Here is an 18,997-nt window from a genome sequence, read left to right as displayed (position 1 = left end):
AAAGGACCCCGTGGACACCTCCACTCCTGCCCAGCCCGCTGCCGCCGAATCCGCTGCCGCCGGTCCTGCTGCCGCCGGTTCTGCTGCCGACTCTGACGCGAGCGCCGCTGACGCCGTCGTTGAGCTTTCTCCAGCCGAGCTTCCCGCGCACCTCATAGAGGCTCTCGGCACTGAGCGCGCTGCTGAATGGCAACGCGACCGCACGCCCTATAACCCTCGGGTGTGGATGCTCGACTCCCCCACCGGCAGCGCAGCGACGCTCACCTCCGGTCGCCCCAATACGCGCTACACGAAGCTCGTAGATCTCTGGGCTGACAGTGACGCTGCAGCTCAGGCTCTTCTCGGCACACTAATCGAGGCCTCCGCGGAGCGCGGCGACGCTGCCCTCAAGTGGCAGCTCCCGCTCGATTCCGACCTCCCCGCCTTCGCTGTCGATCTCGGGTTCACCGCACTGCGCGACCCCATCTCCTCTGCCGATGGCACGCAAGGCGTTCGCGGTTTCGTGCTGTGGCACGGCGGCTGGTCGCACGAGCAACTGCGCTACTACGGCCAGACCACACTGTTCACGTGTGGAGCGGTCGCCGCGATGACCGCCCTCAGCCACCTGGGCCTTGAGCCCTTCGCTGACACCGAAGATGAGGATGCCCGCGAGCGCGAACTCGCTTTCTGGCGTTCGGCCACCAACTTTCCGGCCTGTGAGCCGTTGGGTCTCGCGGTGGCCGTGCACGACGTGATTGCGCAGTCGGCGTCGGCTATCCGTCTCGAGCTGCACCTCGATACGACTGCGCCGACGCTACTGGAAACTTACGAGGGCGAAGAGCGCATATTCCGCGAGCAGCTGCAGGAGCAGTCTCGAGCCGAAGCGGTGAGCCGCGGCATCCAGCAGCACACTGCCCCGTTGTCGATCGAGCAGATCACTGAGCGCGTTGCCAGTGGCGAATTGGCGATCCTGTTGATCGAAGAAGAGCCCATGCACGATGCCTCGACTCCGCACTGGGTCGTGGCACACGCCGTGGATGGCGACACTGTTCTGCTCAACGATCCGTGGATCACGGCCGAGCAGGGTGAGACCTGGGTCGACTCCCACGATCTCCCCGTCTCGATCGCGGTGCTCGACCAGATGGTGGCGTTCGGTGACCCCACTTATCGCGGGGTAATTTTTGTGGCACGCTAGCACTCAGCGACGTGACAATCGGGTAGAGGAGCCGCCGTGAGCAACCCTGAGAAGAACCCGGCCGAAGTGCTGTGTGAAACGCAGCAGGGAGCTGGCGTGCAGTTGCTCACGCCGCGCGAGGTTCCCCTCGGTGGTCCGCGGGCAATGAACGTGCGGCGCACTCTGCCGCAGCGTTCCCGCTCACTCATCGGCGGCTGGTGTTTCATCGATCACTACGGACCAGAGACGACGCGGATGCACGTGCCCCCGCATCCGCATACCGGCCTGCAAACCGTCAGTTGGCTTTTTGCCGGCGACATCGAGCACCGCGATAGCGTCGGCAGTCTCGCGACCGTGCGGCCCGGCGAGTTGAATCTCATGACGGCCGGTCACGGCATCTCGCACTCCGAGGTCTCTCCCTCCGAGCCGACGCTTCTGCACGGCGCGCAGCTCTGGGTTGCCCTGCCTGATGCGCATCGCAACACCGCTCCCGCATTCGAGAACTATGCGCCAACACCCTTCGAGCATCAGGGCGCCGCTCTCAGCGTCTTCATCGGTGAGCTGGCCGGCGTCTCGTCGCCAGCCCGCGTCTTCTCGCCGCTTCTTGGCGCCCAGCTCGACGTTCCCGCCGGCACAAGCATCACGCTCACTCTCGACGCCAGCTTCGAACATGGCGTGCTCGTGGATACCGGAGACGTGACAATCGCGAACGTCGCGACCCCGACAGATCACCTCGCCTACCTCGCCCCCGGCCTTACCGAACTCACGATCACCGCGACGACGGATGCCCGGCTCCTGCTGCTCGGAGGCGAGCCGCTCGGCGAATCCATCATCATGTGGTGGAACTTCATCGGGCGCAGTCACGACGAGATTGTGGAGTACCGCGCGCAGTGGCAGGCCGACGTAATTGACGGCGGCAACCCCGCCGGACGTTTCGGCACCGTGGCCAACTTTGACGGGCATCCGCTGCCTGCGCCCGAGCTGCCCACGATCAGGCTGAAGCCGCGCGACTAGCTTCGAGATCCTCGCTGCTTAGAGTGCGCCGCTCGAATCGAGGTCGTCAACCGCGGTGACTCGCAGAACGAGCGCCTCATCGGGGTGCAAAATCGGCAAATGTAACCCCACCGCCCCAAGCACTGCGCCCGACAGCGTGAGCTCGCCTGCCTGCCACCATGCTGGCGCTGTGCCCGGGTAGGTTGCCGCTGCCGCGCCCACATCTACGGGGCTGATGCGATACGTGCGGTGCGGGTCAAGCCCAGGCAAACGCCGGGCAGTCGGAACTGAATCGGTCGGGGTAGTGAGGTTTGTCACCCAGAAGACAGCATCGGATACCGAACCAGTGTCGTCATCCGCCACGATCCCCGTGACAATGGGCTCGGCGTCGATTTCGCTGCGAACGACCCGACCCGTGTGAATGAGGTCGCGAAGCTCACGATAGACGCCAGCCCACACACGCAGCGCATCGCGCTCGTCGTCGGTTGTTGCCGTGAGGTCCCACTCGATGCCCGAATGCCCCATGAGCGCTGTCGCTAGCCGGAAGCCCAGCGACAGGGAACGTCCTGACGTGTGCGCGGGCGATGAGCCGACGTGCGAGCCCAAGTATTCGAACGGCACGAGAAGATTCGTCCAGCGCATGATTGAGAATCGGTCGTGCGCATCATTGGTGTCGGAGGGCCACACGCGCTGAACGCGCTCAAGGACTCCGGCATCCACACGCGCGCCACCCGAAGCGCACGATTCGATTTCGACGTGCGGGTAGCGCTCGCGCAACTCATCCATCAGACGATAGGTCGCCGCAACGTGACGGTGAACCGAGCCGCCGAGAAGGTCGCGGTTCATGTCCCATTTGAGGTAGCTGATGGCGTATTCATCGAGCAACGCGGCAATTGCCTCCCGCACATGTTGCCGGGCGGCCGGGTTGTCGAGGTCGAGCACGTATTGGTTGCGCCACGACTTCGGAAGCGGGCGCTCATCGTCGCGCAGAATCCATTCCGGATGCTCGCGCGCCAGTTCGGAGTCGAGAGACACCATCTCAGGCTCCACCCACAACCCGAATTGCATCCCGCTGGCCGTGACGCGGTCGACGAGCGGAGCTAGCCCTTCTGGCCACGAGCCGGCGTCAACAGTCCAATCGCCGAGGGCCCGCTTGTCGTCGGTGCGATTTGCCATCCAGCCGTCATCAAGCACGAAGCGTTCAACACCAACGTCAGCTGCGGCATCGGCGAGCGCCGCTAGTTGCTCAAAATTATGATCGAAGTAGACGGCCTCCCACGTATTGAGAGTGAGCGGTCGCGGTGTGGAGGGGTGTGCCGGAAGGCCACGAAACCACTCGTGGAAGCGATAACTCACTCCGTCGAGGCCCGCTTCCGACCAGGCGGCATAAGCCCATGGCGTTTCGTGGGACTCGCCAGTTGCCAAACGCACTTCACCGGGCGCGAGAAGTTCGGCGGCACCCATCGTCGTGAAGCCGAGCGCCGTTCGATCTATCCAGATGCGAGTGTCGCCGCTCGTGCCCAGATGCAGGGCCCATACCTCCCCGTGGCGGAAGCCAAAGCCGGGTGTACCCGCCACCATGACATAGGAGTCATCGTGACCGCGGCGGCCGTGGCGCGATTCGCGCAGCCACGTGCCGTAGTCAAGGGCGGACCGTTGCGGGCTTCGTTCAGCCGCCCAGATTCCGCTGAAGTCGAGTCGCTCGCGCGCCACCGGCGCAAGCGGAAGAATGGTTGCCAACGACGAAAGCTCGAAAGTCTCGGTGGCCATATTGGTGATTCGCGAGCGGCTGCGCAGCACACCAGCGGCTGTCAGCTCGAAGTCGATAGTGAGGCGCAGTGCTGCGGAATCCGCATCCGCATCCGCATCCGCATCCGCATCAATGAGCGTTATCGAGACCCGGCCAGGCTGCGGATGCTCGATGCTTTCGGTCTGCAACGCCGGCCGGCGCACTCGCCCACCGGAGGAATCAGCGCGGCGATCATGGCGACCCTCAAGCCCGGGCAGACCACTCCAGCCCTCGGCGAGCAAGGGAACGATGCTCAGCCGAAAGGGTTCGTCGATCGAACTGGGCCCGATGGCACGCTCCCGCGAATCTGCGAGCTCCGCGAGTTGTTCGCGGTCGAGTTCTCCGAGGTCTGCACCCCAGTGCGTGATCGACGGCACGCCCGTGCCGCGGGTGTCCAGCACGAAGCTGGCACCCGCGGCACGGAGGTGAACTATGTCGTTCGAGCTATTCGTTGACAGCAATCGCGGCAGCCTTCATGGCGTCGATTGTCTTCTGCTGACCATCGGTCAAGGCCTCCGAAAGGGTGCCTGAACCAGAGATTGCGGCGGAGAATCCGTCGGCAACATCCGTGTAGGTCTGCGTCATGGTCGGGCCCCACGTGAAGTTGGGGTTGACCTCGGCGCCGGCAGCAGCGAACACATCGTAAATGTTCTGTCCGCCGTAGAAGTCCAGGCCCTCGGAGAATGCGGGCAGGTCGCCACCAGTCTTCGTTGCCGGGTAAATGTTTGCCGTCTTGTTCATGCTCGACAGCGCGTCGGGGTCAGTGTTCAACCAGAGTGCGAACTGTGCAGCCTCGTAGGGGTGTTCGCTTCCCTTGAGAACTGCGGTGCTCGATCCGCCCCAGTTACCTGCAGCTGATTCGCCTTCGTTCCACTGCGGCATCTGAGCTACAGCCCAGTTTCCCGCGGTGTCCGGAGCGCCACTCGTGATGGTGTTTGCTCCCCAGACTGCAGAAACCCAGCTCCACACGTCGCCCGAGTTGTAGCCGTTGTTCCACTCGTCGGTCCACGGCGGAAGTACAGCAACGAGGTCCTGGTCAATCAGATTCTGCCAGTACTCGGCAACCATGATCGATTCGGGCGAGTCGAGGGTTACATCCCACGCTTCACCATCATTCTTGAACCACTGGCCGTCGGCCTGCCAGACGAGACCGGCGAAGGCGTTGATGTCGCTCTGCGAGAAGTTGGTGATGTAGCCGCCCTCTGCGCGAACAGCCTTGGCTGCCTCTTCGAACTCTGCCCACGTGGTCGGGATCGCAATTCCTGCGTTCTCGAACAGGTCAGCGCGGTAGAACAGCCCCTCGGGGCCGGTGTCCTGCGGTACTGCGTACACAGCGTCTTCTTCACCGAACGTGACCTGGCTCCAGGTCCAGTCGATGAACTGGTCCTGAGCATCCAGAACTCCGGCACAGTCGGCGATGTTGACAACGCCGTCTTGCACGCGGAAGTTGGGCAGCGCGTCGTACTCAATCTGGCCTAGGTCGGGCGCATTGCCTGCTTCGATCTGGTTGAAGAAGTTGTTGTACGTTCCGCCGTTACCATTCGGTCCGGTCTGAACCTCAACTTGGATGTCGGGGTTCTTGTCGTTCCAGATGGCGACGGCTTCTTCCATGCCGGGCAGCCAGGTGGTGAAGCTCAGAGTGACGGGTCCATCTGAGGGCATGCACGCAGCGGCGTCAGTGCCACCGTCTGTGCTTGCGCCGGTTGAGCATGCTGAGAGTGCGAGCGCGGAGACGAGCACCAATGCTCCTCCAGCGCGAGCTATGCGATTAGCCATGCGATTACCTTCCTTGCGATTGTGATTGTGGTGTGGTGCGGGGATTCCCTCGGGGTAAGCCGAGTGGTCGAGAGGGCGACTACTTGATCGCGCCCGTTCCCAGTCCGCTGCGCCAGAAGCGCTGCAGACTGAGGAAAGCGATGATGAGCGGGATGATCGACAGCAGGGCACCGATGATCACGTACGCCCGAATTTCGGGGATCTGGCTGACTTGGCTGTTCCAGATGTAGAGGCCAAGCGTGACGGGGAACAGCTTCTCGTCGCGCAGCATGATGAGCGGGAGGAAGAAGTTGTTCCAAATCGTGACGAACTGGAAGAGGAAAATCGTGACCATTGCCGGCGTCATCAGCCGGGTGGCAACGGTGAAGAACGTACGAACTTCTCCGGAACCATCGATGCGCGCAGCCTCGACAAGCTCGTCGGGCACGCTCGAGGTCGCATAGATACGCGCAAGGTAGACACCGAACGGGCTCACGATGCTGGGCAGGAAAACCGACCAGAACGTGTTCGTTGCGCCCACCTGGCTGAAGACCAAGAACAGCGGAAGCGCGAGAGCCGTTGCGGGAACCAGCACTCCACCGAGCACAACGTTGAAGAGCGTTTCGCGGCCACGGAAGCTGTACTTCGCCAGCGCGTAGCCCATCATCGTGGCGAAGAGCGTTGCGATGGCAGCACCAGCACCGGCGTAAAGCACGCTGTTGAGCATCCAGCGGAAGAAGACGCCGTCGCGATAAGCCGCCAGGTTGCCGATGTTCTCAATGAGGTTGAAGTCGGCGAACCAGAGCGGTGCACTCGTGGTGAAGTCGGCGCGGTCTTTCGTTGCGGCAACGAAGAGCCACCAGATCGGCACCAAGAAATAGAAAGTGCAGATAGCCATAACGAGCATGGCGCCCGCCCGAGAGAACAGGCTTTCGCGGGGACCGTTGTGCTTTTTCACGGAAGTTGTCGTGGCACTCATCAGTCAGCCTTTCGCTGGGTGAACTTGAGCACGGTGAACGAGAGCGCAAAGGTGAAGAGCGCGAGCACGACCGAGAAAGCGGCAGCCAGGTTCACATTCGGCACCGACGCTGTCGAATAGATGAGCAAGTTCGGGGTGAAGGTGCTGGTCACGGCCGAGGTGAAGCTCTTGAAGACCTGAGGTTCGGCGAGCAACTGCAGCGTTCCGATGATGGAGAAGATGGCGGTGAGCGTAATCGCCGGGGTGATTAGCGGGATCTTGATCGACCACGCGATGCGCGCCTGCGAAGCACCATCGAGGCGAGCGGCTTCGTAGATTTCGCTCGGGATCGCGAGCAGCGCCGAGTAGATGATGATCATGTTGTAACCCACGAACACCCACGTCACGACGTTGGCGATAGCCCACAGCACAAGGTCGGCTCCGAGGAAGTTGATTTCGCTCGTAATCGCGGTGAACGGCGACAGCTTGGGCGAGTAGAGGAAGCCCCACATGACCGCGGCGATGACGCCGGGAACCGCATACGGTGCGAAAAACGCGAGGCGGAAGAACCGCTTGCCCCTGACGAGCGGTGAGTCCAGCAACAGTGCGAGCAACAACGCGAGGCCGAGCATAATCGGTACCTGCACGACACCGAAGGTGAGCACCCGAAGAATGGATGCCCAGAAAGCGTCATCCTGGAACACTCGTGCGTACTGCACGAAGCCACCAAATACCTCTGTTGGCTTGCCAAAAGTTCCTTCGCGTTCGACCGTCAGCAGCGACTGATAGATCGCCACCAGGATCGGCAGAATATAGAACAACAAGAACAGCACCGAGAACGGGGCGATAAAGAACAGCACAGCTCCACGGTTCTTCGTGGCCTTAGTCGCGCGGCGAACCTTCTTCGTCACCTCCGTGGTGGGGGTGGCGGGCTTAGCAATGTCTGTAGTCATCGCGTTGCTCCTTCTTCGACAGTCAGGCGGATGACGCGAACGCCACCAGCGGGAACAGTCACCGAACCTGTGACCGCAGTTTCCGTCAACAATTCTGCGCCGTCGGCGGGAAAAGTAATCTCATGCGCGCTGTGGTTGATCACGAAGCGGAAACGCGCTGAGTCATTCGATCGCGTCACGACCTCAACACCAGCAGGAACGTCGAGCTGTTCGACGCCGGCCTCGTTAATTGCACGACCCATCAGGTCCGCAAAACTTGATTCGTCGAGCGCGGTCGCCACATACCAGGCAGCACCCGAACCGAAAGTGTTGCGCGTGATTGCTGGCCCACCAATCATCGGGCCACTCGCGAACTCGGCAACGACATCCGCACTCGTCGGTCGAACGTGTTCAGCCCACGTAGCGGCAAGCCCACCATCGTTGAGCACAAGTTTCGTCTCCGGCAGGACAGGGAAGAACTGTTCTGTCCACGCACCGAGCATGTCGTGGAAGGCGCCCGGAGGAGTATCGCCGGTGGAATCCATGCGGATGCCGTCGGTCTCGTCAACGATTCCCGAGAAGAACGTGACAACAGCCACTCCTCCGGCCGAAACGAACTCTGTGATGACCTCGACGCTGTGGTCGTCGACGAGGTACAGGCTCGGAACAACCACAAGCTTGTAAGCGTCGAGCGGCGCTCCGGGAGCAACCACGTCAACAGTGACGCCGTTGGCGCGTAAGGCTTCGTAGGCGGCATGCACTTGCGACAGGTAGCGAACGTCCGACGATGGCAGCGAGTCGCCTTCGGCAGCCCACCACGCTTCCCAGCTGAACACGAGTGCGACTGAAGCCTCGACCCGAGTGCCCGCGAGAGGCTCGAGCGCGTGGAGTTTCGCACCCAGGTCGAGGGTCTCACGCCATAGGGAAGTGTCAGTGCCGGCGTGAGGAAGAAGCGCCGAATGAAATTTCTCGGCACCGTGTCGTGACGCGCGCCACTGGAAGAAGCAGACCGTATCTGCGCCCCTGGCAACGTGAGTCAACGTATTGCGCAGCATCTCGCCAGGTTGCTTGGCGAGGTTGTGCGGTTGCCAGCTCACTGCGCTGCTGGCTTGTTCCATAAGAATCCAGGGCTCCCCTTGCGCGAGACCACGGGTGAGGTCTGCGGCAAAGGAAAGCTCGCTGACCGGATGCGGAAGCCGGTGATCGAGGTAGTGATCGTTGGCGATGACATCCATCTCACTCGCCCACTGCCAGTAGTTTTGGCTACGGATATGAGCGGTCACCATGAAATTTGTGGTGACGGGGATGCTGCTCACCGAGCGGAGCAGCGCTGCTTCGCCACGGTAGTAGTCGAGCAGTTCGTCGGAGCTGAACCGAGAGAAGTCGATTCGTTGAGCAGGGTTGGCCGACGAGAGAACGATGCGCGGAGGGAGAATTTCGTTCCAGTCGCTGTAACGCTGGCTCCAGAACGCGGTGCCCCACGCTTCGTTGAGTGCATCGATTGTGGAATAGCGGGCGCGAAGCCAGACGCGGAATGCGGCAGCAGACGTGTCGCAGTAGCAGTGCGCGTTATGGCATCCGAGTTCATTCGAAACGTGCCACATCGCGAGCGCAGGGTGGCCGCCGTAGCGCTCGGCGACTTTCTCGACGAGGCCGAGGGCTGCAGTGCGGAACTCGGGTGAACTCGGGCACCAGCCTTGGCGACCACCCTGCCAGCGGCGGGTGCCGTCAGCGGCGGTCGGCAAGATTTCGGGGTGGGCGGTGGTGAGCCAGGCGGGTGGCGATGAGGTGCCGGTTCCGAGGTTCACGCGAATTCCGGCAGAGTGCAGCAAATCCATGATCGTGTCTAGACGATCGAAGGCGTACTCCCCGGCGCGCGGCTCGATCTCGGCCCAGCCGAAGATGTTGATGGCGACGAGGCTGACCCCGGCCTCCTGCATGAGGGCGACATCCTGATGCCACACTTCTTCTGACCACTGCTCGGGGTTGTAGTCACACCCGAGAACGAGGGAATCGGGTGACCAGCTCGCGACGCGATCTGCGCGGGGTGTGGTCACGCGTGCCTCCTTTGGCCTCTGACTCTGTCGCTCGTGCGCGGAGTCATGTGTTCTGCAGACGCTTTCTGTGAACGTGCACAGAATGCGACCCAAAAGAATCGATGTGATTTTCTGGGAGCGTGCACAGACTAAGCGAACATCAATCGAAGTGTCAACTTTTCGGCGTGTCTGTGAACGTGAACAGTCCCGGAAAGTCGGGCGAGCCCTCGCCCTCCCGACCGATAGCATGGGGTCATGGCAAGACAAGGTACCCGACCGCGCCGCGCGACAATCTTTGATGTCGCCGCTGAAGCGAACGTCTCACGAGGCACCGTCTCGCGAATGCTCAACGGCGAACCATACGTTTCAGACTCCGCCCGCGACGCCATCGAAAAGGCCATAGCCAAGGTCGGCTACGTGCGCAACATGGCTGCGAGAAACCTTGCGACCCAGCGCTCAAAAGCGATCGCCCTCATCGTGCACGAACCGCACTCCGTGTTTCTCGAAGACCCCAATATCGGCGCGATTCTTCTTGGCACCAACGAGCGGCTCTCCGAAGCCGACTACCAGCTCGTCTGCCTCATCATCGGATCAGACCGCGACAGTGCTCGCATCGCTGACTACCTTCGCGGCGGTTTCGTTGACGGCGCCGTCATCGTCTCCGCACGAGAACACGACCCCATTGCCGACGCCATTGCTCACATCGGACTCCCCGCCGTCTTCGTCGGCCACCCCGAGAGCACCCCAGACATGCATTACGTCGGCATCGACAATCGCAGTGCTGCCCGCGATATCACGCGCGCGCTGCTGGCAACCGGTCGCAAGCGCGTCGGCATGATTGCCGCCGCCCTCGACCGCGACTCCGGCAGCGAACGCCTCGCCGGCTTTCGGGATGCGATGGGCGACGACTTCGACGAGAACCTCGTCGTCGATTTTTCCCTCTACTCGCGCACTAGCGGCGTCGAGGGCATGAAGATGCTTCTCGAACGCGCTGGCGACATCGATGGGGTCTTCGCGGCATCCGACGCCGTCGCTGCCGGCGCAATGGATGTGCTCCGCGAGAGCGGACGTTCCGTTCCCGGCGACGTAGGAATTGTGGGATTTGATGACAGCGACTGGGCGCTTCGGTGCCAGCCGCAGCTGTCAACGGTTCGTCAGCCAGCCGACCTGTTGGGCCGCGAGGCGGCATCGATGGTGCTCGACCTGGTGAATGGCACGACGCTGGAAAGCCCCGGACGAATCTTGCCCACCGAGATCAAATTGCGCGGTTCGGCCTAAGACTGGATCGTGGAGTCGACGCGTGGGGCGGCCTTGGCGCGTTCTTCTGCCTCGATCTTGGCGTAGCTCTCTCGCTCGGTGCGGTCTGAGCGCATAATCGCGGCCATGACGAACCAAAAAATGAGCCCAACGGCGACCGTGGGCACGATGGAGAAGATCGCGTTCGACCAGAATTCTTGAGGCACGTCTTCAGCCTAACCGTTCACGAAGGTGACTATGGCGATGAGTACGACAAGTCCCACGAGAGTCACAGTCATGATGAGCCGTGATGATTTGCGGTCCACTACTGCGCCTTCACCAAAACACCGACGAGCCCCGTGATCACCATGATGAGACCAGCGCCACCCACCAGCACCCAGAGTGCGATGCGCATGGGCGTGATGGCCGACTTTTTGCGGCTCACCGGGCTTGCGTCTTCGCCAGCGTTCTCAGCATTCTCAGCGCTCGACGGCGACTCGTAGTCAGTCATAGTTGCTACTTCACCAGCGGAAAGAGAATTGTTTCGCGAATTCCGAGCCCGGTGATCGCCATCAGTAGGCGGTCAACGCCGACCCCGATGCCGCCGCTTGGTGGCATGCCGTGCTCAAGGGCACGGATGAAGTCTTCGTCGAGACGCATTGCTTCGACGTCGCCTTGGCTGGCTAACAGCGCCTGCTCCACGAAGCGTTCGCGCTGAATAACGGGGTCAACGAGCTCAGAATAGCCAGTCGCCAGTTCGAAGCCGCGAATGTAGAGGTCCCACTTTTCTACGACACCGTCGATGGTGCGGTGGTCGCGCACGAGCGGGCTGGTGTCGACGGGGAAGTCCATAACGAACGTCGGACGGTCGAGACCCGGCTTGACGTAGTGCTCCCACAGTTCTTCCACGTACTTGCCGTGGGTCGGCTGAGTTACTCCGATGTCGACGGCGTCTGCCAACGTCTTCAGCTCTGCAGCCGGCGTCTGCGGAGTGATGGTGAAGCCCGCTGCTTCGTTGAGAGAGTCATACATTGAGATGCGCGCCCAGTCGCCACCGAGGTCATATTCACTGCCATCAGAAAGAGTGACCAGCATGCCGCCGGTGACAGCAACTGCTGAGTTCTGCACAAGCTCTTGCGTGAGGTCGGCCATCTGGTTGTAGTCGCCATAAGCCTGGTAAGCCTCGACCATGGCAAATTCGGGCGAGTGCGTTGAGTCAGCACCCTCGTTGCGGAAATTGCGGTTGATTTCGAACACACGCTCGATGCCACCGACAACGGCACGCTTCAAGAACAGCTCAGGCGCAATGCGCAGGTAAAGCTCAGTGTCGAAGGCATTCGAGTGCGTGACGAACGGGCGAGCGGATGCCCCACCGTGCATTGTCTGCAACATCGGTGTTTCGACTTCGAGGTATTCATGCGCGGCAAATGTTGCGCGCAGGCTGGCGTTGACCTTGGCGCGGGCGCGCACGGTGAAGCGTGCTTGCTCGCGGACGATGAGGTCGAGGTAGCGGCTACGAACACGTTGCTCATCACTCAAATCGGAGTGCAAGTTCGGGAGGGGCAATACGGCCTTGGCGGCGATCTTCCATTCCTTCACCATGACGGAAAGCTCACCGCGGCGGCTCGAAATGACTTCACCGCTCACAAAGAGGTGATCACCGAGGTCAACAAGTTCTTTCCACAGAGCGAGGGCATCTTCGCCGACTTCGCCGAGAGAGACCATGACTTGGATGCGCGCGCCATCACCAGCCTGCAACGATGCGAAGCACAGCTTGCCGGTGTTGCGGAGGTGCACGATGCGGCCAGCAAGGCCAACAGTGTCGCCCGTGGTGGAGTCTGCCTCTAGCGCGGGATACTTGGCGCGCACCGCCGGAATGCTTGTCGTGATAGCGACCCCAACCGGGTACGCCTCAGCGCCAGAATCGATGAGTCGCTGACGCTTCTCGAGCCGAACAGCTTTCTGTTCAGAAACTTCGGCCTCGGTGGGTTCTGGAGCGTTGGCAGCGTCATTCACGCCCTCAATCGTAGCCGGGATGCGACTACCCCGCCGCGCCGCCGAATCAGCCGAAAAACTACCCGACGTAGAGCGAGAGATTGTCGATCAAACGAGTGTCTCCGACACGGGCCGCCACGATCGCCGTCGCCGGCCCACGGAAGCCATCGGGCACCGGTATGAAGGTCTCGGTGTCAACAACGGTGAAGTAGTCGAGCTCGACGCCCGATTGCCCCATGAGCGCACCCTGCGCGGCCGCGATCACCGCGTCAAGGCCACTGTCAGCGGCCGAGGTCGCGGCTTTCAGCGCCGTCGACAAGATGACGGCTGCTTCGCGTTGGCTGGCATCCAAAAACTGGTTGCGACTCGAGAGCGCGAGGCCATCGTCTTCTCGCACCGTCTCGATGATCTCCAACTGCACCGGAATGTTGAGGTCGGTAATCATGCGGCGGACCAGGAACAGTTGCTGGGCATCTTTCTGGCCGAAGGTGACGAACTGCGGAGTCGTGATCGCAAGCAGCTTCGCGACTACCGTGAGCACGCCATCGAAGTGGCCAGCGCGAGACTTGCCCTCAAACGTAGTGCCGATTTTTCCGGCAGAGATTGTCGTGGAGGTTTCGCCCTTTGGGTACATCTCTTCAACACTCGGCGCGAAAACGTAGGGCACCCCGAGGGCGCCAAGCATGTCGAGGTCTTCGTCCATCGTTCGCGGATACTTGTCCAGATCTTCGTTCGCACCGAACTGGGTGGGATTCACAAAAATCGAGACGATACGCACGTCCGCGAGTTCGGCCGCACGCTCAACATGCGCAAGGTGACCCTGGTGGAGCGCTCCCAAAGTTGGTGTCAAAGCAACGGTGCGACCAGCGTCGCGCTCGTGGGCTACTACATCGCGCATCCCAGCGACGGTCTCAATAACTTGGGGGCGAGGGTGTGAAATCACGAGGGATCCTCCTGTGAATGGGGCCTCTGTTCGGTGTCGAACGAGGAAACATCGATGCTAGTCGCACTTGCGTAAGCGAGCGCACTCTCAACAGAGGAGCGCAAGAGCGGGCCCAAGACACGAGCCGGGTTCTCTACGCCGACGTTCTCAAGCAAGTTGAGTGACTGCCCCACGATCGCCGCCGAGAAACTTGTCGCTGTGCTGACCGCCTCTGCCCACGCTGCGCGCTCGTTCTCCGCAATCACAATGGGCTCTGCCCCCATCTCAACCACGAGCGCCTGCGCAATCGGAAGAACAGGAGTTGGCGCGCTCACCGCACAATACGTTTCGTGTAGTCGCGTGAGGTCGAGGCTGGTGCCCGTAAACACCATGGCCGGATGCACGGCAAGCGGAATCGCGCCAGCGGCCAAGGCCGGTGCGAGCGCGGTATAACCGAGTCCTGGCGCGGTGTGAAGCACCAGCTGGCCCGGCTGCCACACTCCCGCGCTGGCCAGGCCTTGCGCGAACGACTCGATCTCGCCTTCGGGAATCGCCAGAATCACGAGTTCACTTCGCTCAACCAGAGTCGGAATATCGAGCACGGGAACATCAGGAAGAATCGCACTCGCGCGCTCCAGATTGCGCTCAGAAGTCGCGGCGATGCCCACGATTGCGTGACCGGCTCCGGCGAGCGCCGCCCCCAGAATTGGGCCGACTTTACCCGCGCCGATGATGCCGATTCCTAGCCGGCCTGCTGCCGGTGCCACTACGGGGTATCCCCGATCGCCTTAGCGGCGGGGGTCATCTCGGTTGCCGCGCTGCCCCAGCGGTGACTCGTATCGACGCTCGCCGAGAGCACGGCGGCGCGCGAAACTTCGTCAAAGAACCTGATGACATCGTTGCGATCGAGAGCACCAATAGTGGCGGAGATGGGGCCGGCGACCGTATGCACGCGTAATTCCGCGAGACCCATCCGGCGCAGCAGCGGACCTTCGCCCATGCTGACGCTCTGCATGCGCGCTTGCGGAACCAGCACCAAGGAACGCCAGATTGATCCCTTGCGCAGGGCGACAGCATCCGAAATCATGGTGAACCCGTTGCGACGCCACGAGAACCACCGCAGTGCCCGCGCCCGCTTCGGCGACGTCACAAAGTCATCGTCGTGGGCTCCCGCTGCGAGGCCACATTCGAGCAGTTCGCGCGACTTTTCATCGGCGAGGGTCGGCAGGATCAGTTGCAATACCCGGTGCACATCGGCCATATCGCCGACGGGCAGCAGCGTCTTCTTTGCGGCGTCCCCCGTGGCGCTCGTGGCCTGTGATGCCGTGTTGATCTTGATTTCCCACCAACCGGCAGGGCGCCACAGCAAGGGTTGAGAGACCTCGACGGCGTGGATGCGTCCGGGGGGAAGCGTTTCATTAGTCGTCGACAGCAAGCCGTACCCCACGCGGATGCCATCGCGAGTCGACGCAATCGAGTACCGCAGCGACTTCGTCAGTCGCGAGGCGAGGTAACCGCCAAGACCGAGCACGCCAGGCAGGAAGGCGAACAGCCACCCATATTGGCCGGTAATGGCGATCGTGACAATGATTCCCACGCCGGCCAACACGGCAATAATCGTGGCCTCGCTCAACACGATCGACCCGATCAACCTGGGGATACTGATCCGCACGATCGATTCCGGAGGAGCAGCATCCGGGTCGAGTTCGGGCGCCAGAAATTCGTTCACGCGCGACTCGATCAGGCCCACATGTTCGCTGTTGCTCGCCGGTTCGCCCGCTACTGCGCCCTGAGTTCCAAACTCGCTGACGGCACTCGAGACACTCGCTGCAGCGGCTTCAGCCGCCCGAGTTCCTGAGGCAAGCTGCAGAATCGTGCGGCGCAGTTCATCCGCGCCCCGAGAGCCTAAGTAGGCGAGCTCCACGTTGGCATCTTGACCAGCCACGTTCACTTCAAGCTTGGCCGCACCGAAGAGTCTGGCGAAGATCGGCCGAGAGATATTGATGCCCTGGATGCGGTCGAGCCGCCCCCGACGATTAGTGCGGAACAGAATTCCGCTGCGCACTTCGACCAGCTCATCAGTGATGCGAAAGGTGTTCATCCGCCACGAGAAGTAGAAGCCGAGCACACTAAGAATGAGCACGGCGAGCACGATAAGGATCGCCGGAATCAAGAAGCCAGACTCCGCAAGTCGCGTAAAGGGATCGAATTCATTGCGGCTGTTGAAGAGCGTTTCGAGGAAGAAGTCTCGAGCATTGACGACGATTACGCCGATGACGGCAATGAGCGCGATGCCACCGCGCAAAAGTGGGGTGGCCGGGTGCAGGCGATGCCATTCACCATCGGCAAGTCGTTGAGCTTCGGCGGGGAGCCCGGCAAGGTTGGCGACGGACGCTACCGGCTCGGCGGGTTCGGAGACGGGCGCTACCTGCTCGGCAAGGTTGGCAGCCGGCACTTGCGACTCGGCGAGGTCGGCCCGTTCCGGTTCGTGCTCGTTGAGCTCGCTCACAGCCCGGCCCGACGACTCTCAGCCAGGGCGACGAGCGTGTCTCTCAACTCCTCAGCATCCTGCTGCGGCAGCCCAGGAATAACAACGCCGGTGGATGCCGCTGCCGTCACAAATTTGAGTTCGCTTAAGCCCACCGCGCGATCGAGGGGGCCACGATTGATGTCAACGAGTTGCATCCGGCCATAGGGCACAGCAACCACGCGGCGGAACATCAGTCCGCGACGAAACACGAGGTCATCGGCGCGCATCATGTAACCGATGGCGCGCACCCGTCGTGGGGTGAGCAGAATATTGATGAGGAAGATGATTCCGAGCGAGATCGGAATCGCGGCGAACCACACAATGCCGGTCACGAACGCGGGGATCGAGGTGGCAATCATCATAATTACCCCAACGATGATGAGGCCAACAACTTCCACCACAATGTATTTGCGTGAGACTCCGCGCCATTCAGTGTCAGGTAGGTCGAGTCGCTCAGTCACGCTGCTCCTTGGGGATCCATCGGATTCGCCGACGACGAGTCGTCATCATCGGGCGGGAGAGTGCACAAATATTCAGCGACGAGTCCCGCGACCAGCAACCCTACCGCGCCTCCTGAAACCACGAAACTAGCGGTAATCGATCCTGAGCCGGGCGACACCGTGCGGCTCAACAAGTAGAACGCGATGGCGAGAGTGCCCCCACCGAGCAACGCCCCCGAGAAGCTTGAGGCCTGAGCTAGCACCACCACGCGAAGCGCATAAAACGGGTTAACTCGTTTTCGACGCAGTCCGCGCGAGGAACGGTAAATGGGCACGGCGAGCACGACGAGCACGGCGGCGATGACGAACAGCGAAATCGCTAACGAAATCGAGGGGATCACGATCGGGCGTCCGGATGCGGTCAGCAGCACTTCAAGGAGCCATCCTGCGCCCGCACCAACAACAGCCACCATGACCAAGTGCAGCGGCGAGGTGCGGCTCACCACAGGGGTTCCGCCTCGAACTCGGTTGCATCATTCTCAATGCCGGAAAGACGCTCCGCCGCGGCGCCGACACCGGGCACGACGGCACCGGGGTCAAGCTGCAGCCACGGCACGAGCACAAACGCACGCTCTCCAGCTCGCGGATGGGGAATCGTCAATAGTTCGTCATCCACCAACAAATGCGCAAACGTCACGATGTCGATGTCGAGAGTACGGTCACCCCAGCGCTCGTCCCGCACCCGGCCATGCTCGTGTTCGATGTGCTGGAGTCGCTCGAGCAGGGCGTGAGGCTCCAGCGCGCTGCGAGCGAGCACGACCGCGTTGAGGTACGCGGGTGCCGAGTGGTCGACGCCGGCAAGTTTGAGTGCTGGCGTTTGCACGATGCTGGAGGCGGCATCCACCGTGACGCCGTCAAGAGCATTGATGGCGTGCACGGCCGCGCGCAGAGTCGACTCCCGATCGCCAAGATTGCTGCCGAGCGCAAGCACAACCGGCAGCTCGACCCGGAGGCGTTGTTGTCGTGTCACGAGAGTCTTTGCGGCGCTGCGCTGAACCCGGCCGTGTGGCTCGGTGCAGCGCGGTGGCGGGTAATGGTGACCGACACGTCATCGAACGGCACCGTGATCGGAGCCGATGGCTTGTGGAGGGTAATTTTGGTACTCACGGCGGCTTCGTGAGCGAGCACAACAGCCGCGATTCGTTCCGCCACCGTCTCGATGAGATCTACGGGGTTCGATTCCACCGCAGCGACAATCTCTTCTGCCAGCTCGCCATAGTGGATGGTGCGGGTGAGCTCGTCAGTGCGTGCTGCCGCTGCCAGATCAAGATAGACCGTTGCATCGACAATGAAGACCTGACCGTCGCGACGTTCATGGTCAAAGACGCCATGAAAAGCGGTGGCACGCAACCCGGTGAGAGTGAGTTCGTCGAGTGCAGGATTCATCGTTTCTTACCCTTCTGCAATTCGGTGTAAATCGAAAGCGCGACCTGAGTTGACGCTACATCGTGCACTCGCACACCCCAAACGTGTGCTTGCGCTGCGACGTTGCTGATCACGGCGGTGGCAAGATCGCGGTCGGTAATTGCGGCATCCGCGGGAAGCAGTTTTCCGAGAAAGCGTTTGCGCGATGCACCGATGAGGATGGGACACCCAAGGGAAGATAACTCATCGAGCCGTGCCAGCAGCGCCCAATTGTGGCGGGCACTCTTGGCAAAGCCCAGTCCTGGATCGAGCACGACGCGGTCGGGGTTGATTCCCCACACCATCATTTCGACGAGGCGGTCTTTCAATTCAGCGCGCACATCAGTGACCACGTCGGTGTAGTTCGCCAAACTGGCCATCTCGCTGCTGTGCCCGCGCCAGTGCATCGCGATATAGAACAGGTCAGTTTCGGCAACAGTGCGGTACATCTCCGGGTCAGCGAGACCGCCAGACACATCATTGATGATGGATGCACCGGCCTTCGCCGCGGCCACAGCAGTCTCGGCATTCATCGTGTCGATGCTCACCGTCACTCCCTCGGCCGCGAGCGCTTCGATCACGGGGATCACGCGCTGTTGCTCTTGCGCTGGTGGAACCCTCTCGGCACCGGGACGAGTCGACTCTCCCCCGACATCCACGATGTCTGCGCCCTGATTTCTCAGTTCGAGACCGTGAGCGATCGCCCGATCGACGTGAGAAAACTGGCCGCCGTCGCTGAACGAATCGGGGGTCACGTTAAGAATGCCCATGACCCGCGGCACGGGCACTTGCGG

19 protein-coding genes are annotated in these 18,997 nt (G+C 61.7%); 3 read left to right on the top strand and 16 right to left on the bottom strand.

Annotated elements, in window-relative coordinates:
* The first annotated feature begins 10 nt into the window (after positions 1-10).
* Together FFT87_RS04340 and FFT87_RS04335 are read left to right on the top strand one after the other, a co-directional pair.
* Positions 11-1,174, top strand: a complete 1,164-nt coding sequence (locus FFT87_RS04340; protein WP_219950130.1) for a peptidase C39 family protein — start codon at positions 11-13, stop codon at positions 1,172-1,174.
* A 36-nt stretch (positions 1,175-1,210) separates the two neighbouring features.
* Positions 1,211-2,167: a pirin family protein gene (locus tag FFT87_RS04335; RefSeq protein ID WP_219950129.1), complete on the top strand. Its 957-nt coding sequence runs from the start codon at positions 1,211-1,213 to the stop codon at positions 2,165-2,167.
* 18 nt (positions 2,168-2,185) lie between these two features.
* On the opposite strand, the gene FFT87_RS04330 is transcribed toward FFT87_RS04335, so the two are convergent.
* From FFT87_RS04330 to FFT87_RS04310, 5 genes are all read right to left on the bottom strand, one after another.
* Entirely contained in the window at positions 2,186-4,396 is a 2,211-nt protein-coding gene (locus FFT87_RS04330) for an alpha-galactosidase (protein ID WP_219950128.1), read from the bottom strand.
* Complete coding sequence (locus FFT87_RS04325) at positions 4,380-5,711, bottom strand: ABC transporter substrate-binding protein (protein WP_219950127.1); 1,332 nt, start codon at positions 5,709-5,711, stop codon at positions 4,380-4,382. Before FFT87_RS04325 ends, FFT87_RS04330 begins: the two co-directional genes overlap by 17 nt.
* Before the next feature lie 79 nt (positions 5,712-5,790).
* Complete coding sequence (locus tag FFT87_RS04320) at positions 5,791-6,669, bottom strand: carbohydrate ABC transporter permease (protein ID WP_219950126.1); 879 nt, start codon at positions 6,667-6,669, stop codon at positions 5,791-5,793.
* On the bottom strand, positions 6,669-7,601 hold the full coding sequence (locus FFT87_RS04315) for a carbohydrate ABC transporter permease (protein ID WP_219950125.1): 933 nt from the start codon (positions 7,599-7,601) through the stop codon (positions 6,669-6,671). Before FFT87_RS04315 ends, FFT87_RS04320 begins: the two co-directional genes overlap by 1 nt.
* A complete protein-coding gene (locus FFT87_RS04310) occupies positions 7,598-9,637 on the bottom strand; it encodes a beta-galactosidase (protein ID WP_219950124.1) in 2,040 nt (679 codons plus the stop codon). Before FFT87_RS04310 ends, FFT87_RS04315 begins: the two co-directional genes overlap by 4 nt.
* Before the next feature lie 234 nt (positions 9,638-9,871).
* Here FFT87_RS04310 and FFT87_RS04305 point away from each other — a divergent pair, with 234 nt between their 5' ends.
* On the top strand, positions 9,872-10,894 hold the full coding sequence (locus FFT87_RS04305) for a LacI family DNA-binding transcriptional regulator (RefSeq protein ID WP_219950123.1): 1,023 nt from the start codon (positions 9,872-9,874) through the stop codon (positions 10,892-10,894).
* Here the strand turns inward: FFT87_RS04305 and FFT87_RS04300 are convergent.
* The 11 genes from FFT87_RS04300 to folP all read right to left on the bottom strand — a co-directional run bounded on the left by FFT87_RS04300 (position 10,891) and on the right by folP (position 18,985).
* Positions 10,891-11,079 (bottom strand): hypothetical protein, encoded by a 189-nt coding sequence (locus FFT87_RS04300; protein WP_219950122.1) that lies wholly within the window; start codon positions 11,077-11,079, stop codon positions 10,891-10,893. The two genes, FFT87_RS04305 and FFT87_RS04300, sit on opposite strands and share 4 nt — an antisense overlap.
* Positions 11,080-11,177: 98 nt before the next feature.
* On the bottom strand, positions 11,178-11,363 hold the full coding sequence (locus FFT87_RS04295; protein ID WP_219950121.1) for a hypothetical protein: 186 nt from the start codon (positions 11,361-11,363) through the stop codon (positions 11,178-11,180).
* Between the two features lie 5 nt (positions 11,364-11,368).
* Positions 11,369-12,868 (bottom strand): lysine--tRNA ligase, encoded by a 1,500-nt coding sequence (gene lysS / locus FFT87_RS04290; protein ID WP_219950120.1) that lies wholly within the window; start codon positions 12,866-12,868, stop codon positions 11,369-11,371.
* Positions 12,869-12,926: 58 nt separating this feature from the next.
* Positions 12,927-13,790, bottom strand: coding sequence for a pantoate--beta-alanine ligase (panC, locus tag FFT87_RS04285; RefSeq protein ID WP_219950119.1), 864 nt, complete (start codon positions 13,788-13,790; stop codon positions 12,927-12,929).
* Positions 13,787-14,536 carry a Rossmann-like and DUF2520 domain-containing protein gene (locus FFT87_RS04280; protein WP_219950118.1) on the bottom strand — a complete coding sequence of 250 codons (750 nt, stop codon included), beginning with the start codon at positions 14,534-14,536 and terminating at the stop codon, positions 13,787-13,789. Before FFT87_RS04280 ends, panC begins: the two co-directional genes overlap by 4 nt.
* Positions 14,536-16,278, bottom strand: coding sequence for a PH domain-containing protein (locus tag FFT87_RS04275; protein WP_255560052.1), 1,743 nt, complete (start codon positions 16,276-16,278; stop codon positions 14,536-14,538). The genes FFT87_RS04280 and FFT87_RS04275 overlap by 1 nt, the downstream gene beginning before the upstream one ends.
* On the bottom strand, positions 16,275-16,760 hold the full coding sequence (locus FFT87_RS04270) for a PH domain-containing protein (protein WP_219950117.1): 486 nt from the start codon (positions 16,758-16,760) through the stop codon (positions 16,275-16,277). Before FFT87_RS04270 ends, FFT87_RS04275 begins: the two co-directional genes overlap by 4 nt.
* Positions 16,757-17,245: a DUF3180 domain-containing protein gene (locus tag FFT87_RS04265; RefSeq protein ID WP_219950116.1), complete on the bottom strand. Its 489-nt coding sequence runs from the start codon at positions 17,243-17,245 to the stop codon at positions 16,757-16,759. Before FFT87_RS04265 ends, FFT87_RS04270 begins: the two co-directional genes overlap by 4 nt.
* Positions 17,239-17,769 (bottom strand): 2-amino-4-hydroxy-6-hydroxymethyldihydropteridine diphosphokinase, encoded by a 531-nt coding sequence (gene folK, locus FFT87_RS04260; RefSeq protein ID WP_219950115.1) that lies wholly within the window; start codon positions 17,767-17,769, stop codon positions 17,239-17,241. The genes FFT87_RS04265 and folK overlap by 7 nt, the downstream gene beginning before the upstream one ends.
* Positions 17,766-18,185, bottom strand: a complete 420-nt coding sequence (gene folB / locus FFT87_RS04255) for a dihydroneopterin aldolase (RefSeq protein ID WP_219950114.1) — start codon at positions 18,183-18,185, stop codon at positions 17,766-17,768. Before folB ends, folK begins: the two co-directional genes overlap by 4 nt.
* Positions 18,182-18,985, bottom strand: coding sequence for a dihydropteroate synthase (gene folP, locus FFT87_RS04250; RefSeq protein WP_255560121.1), 804 nt, complete (start codon positions 18,983-18,985; stop codon positions 18,182-18,184). Before folP ends, folB begins: the two co-directional genes overlap by 4 nt.
* Positions 18,986-18,997: the final 12 nt, after the last annotated feature.

This window comes from Salinibacterium sp. M195 (assembly GCF_019443965.1).
Lineage (GTDB): Bacteria > Actinomycetota > Actinomycetes > Actinomycetales > Microbacteriaceae > Rhodoglobus.
The sequence above is the reverse complement of the archived record's forward strand: the minus strand, read 5'-3'. Positions and strand labels throughout refer to the sequence as shown.

Excerpts from the sequence above, each read along its gene's own strand:
- folB (WP_219950114.1), bottom strand. The coding sequence starts at position 18,185 with ATGAATCCTGCACTCGACGAACTCACTCTCACCGGGTTGCGTGCCACC.
- FFT87_RS04325 (WP_219950127.1), bottom strand. The coding sequence starts at position 5,711 with ATGGCTAATCGCATAGCTCGCGCTGGAGGAGCATTGGTGCTCGTCTCC.
- FFT87_RS04320 (WP_219950126.1), bottom strand. The coding sequence starts at position 6,669 with ATGAGTGCCACGACAACTTCCGTGAAAAAGCACAACGGTCCCCGCGAA.
- FFT87_RS04305 (WP_219950123.1), top strand. The coding sequence starts at position 9,872 with ATGGCAAGACAAGGTACCCGACCGCGCCGCGCGACAATCTTTGATGTC.
- FFT87_RS04295 (WP_219950121.1), bottom strand. The coding sequence starts at position 11,363 with ATGACTGACTACGAGTCGCCGTCGAGCGCTGAGAATGCTGAGAACGCT.
- FFT87_RS04315 (WP_219950125.1), bottom strand. The coding sequence starts at position 7,601 with ATGACTACAGACATTGCTAAGCCCGCCACCCCCACCACGGAGGTGACG.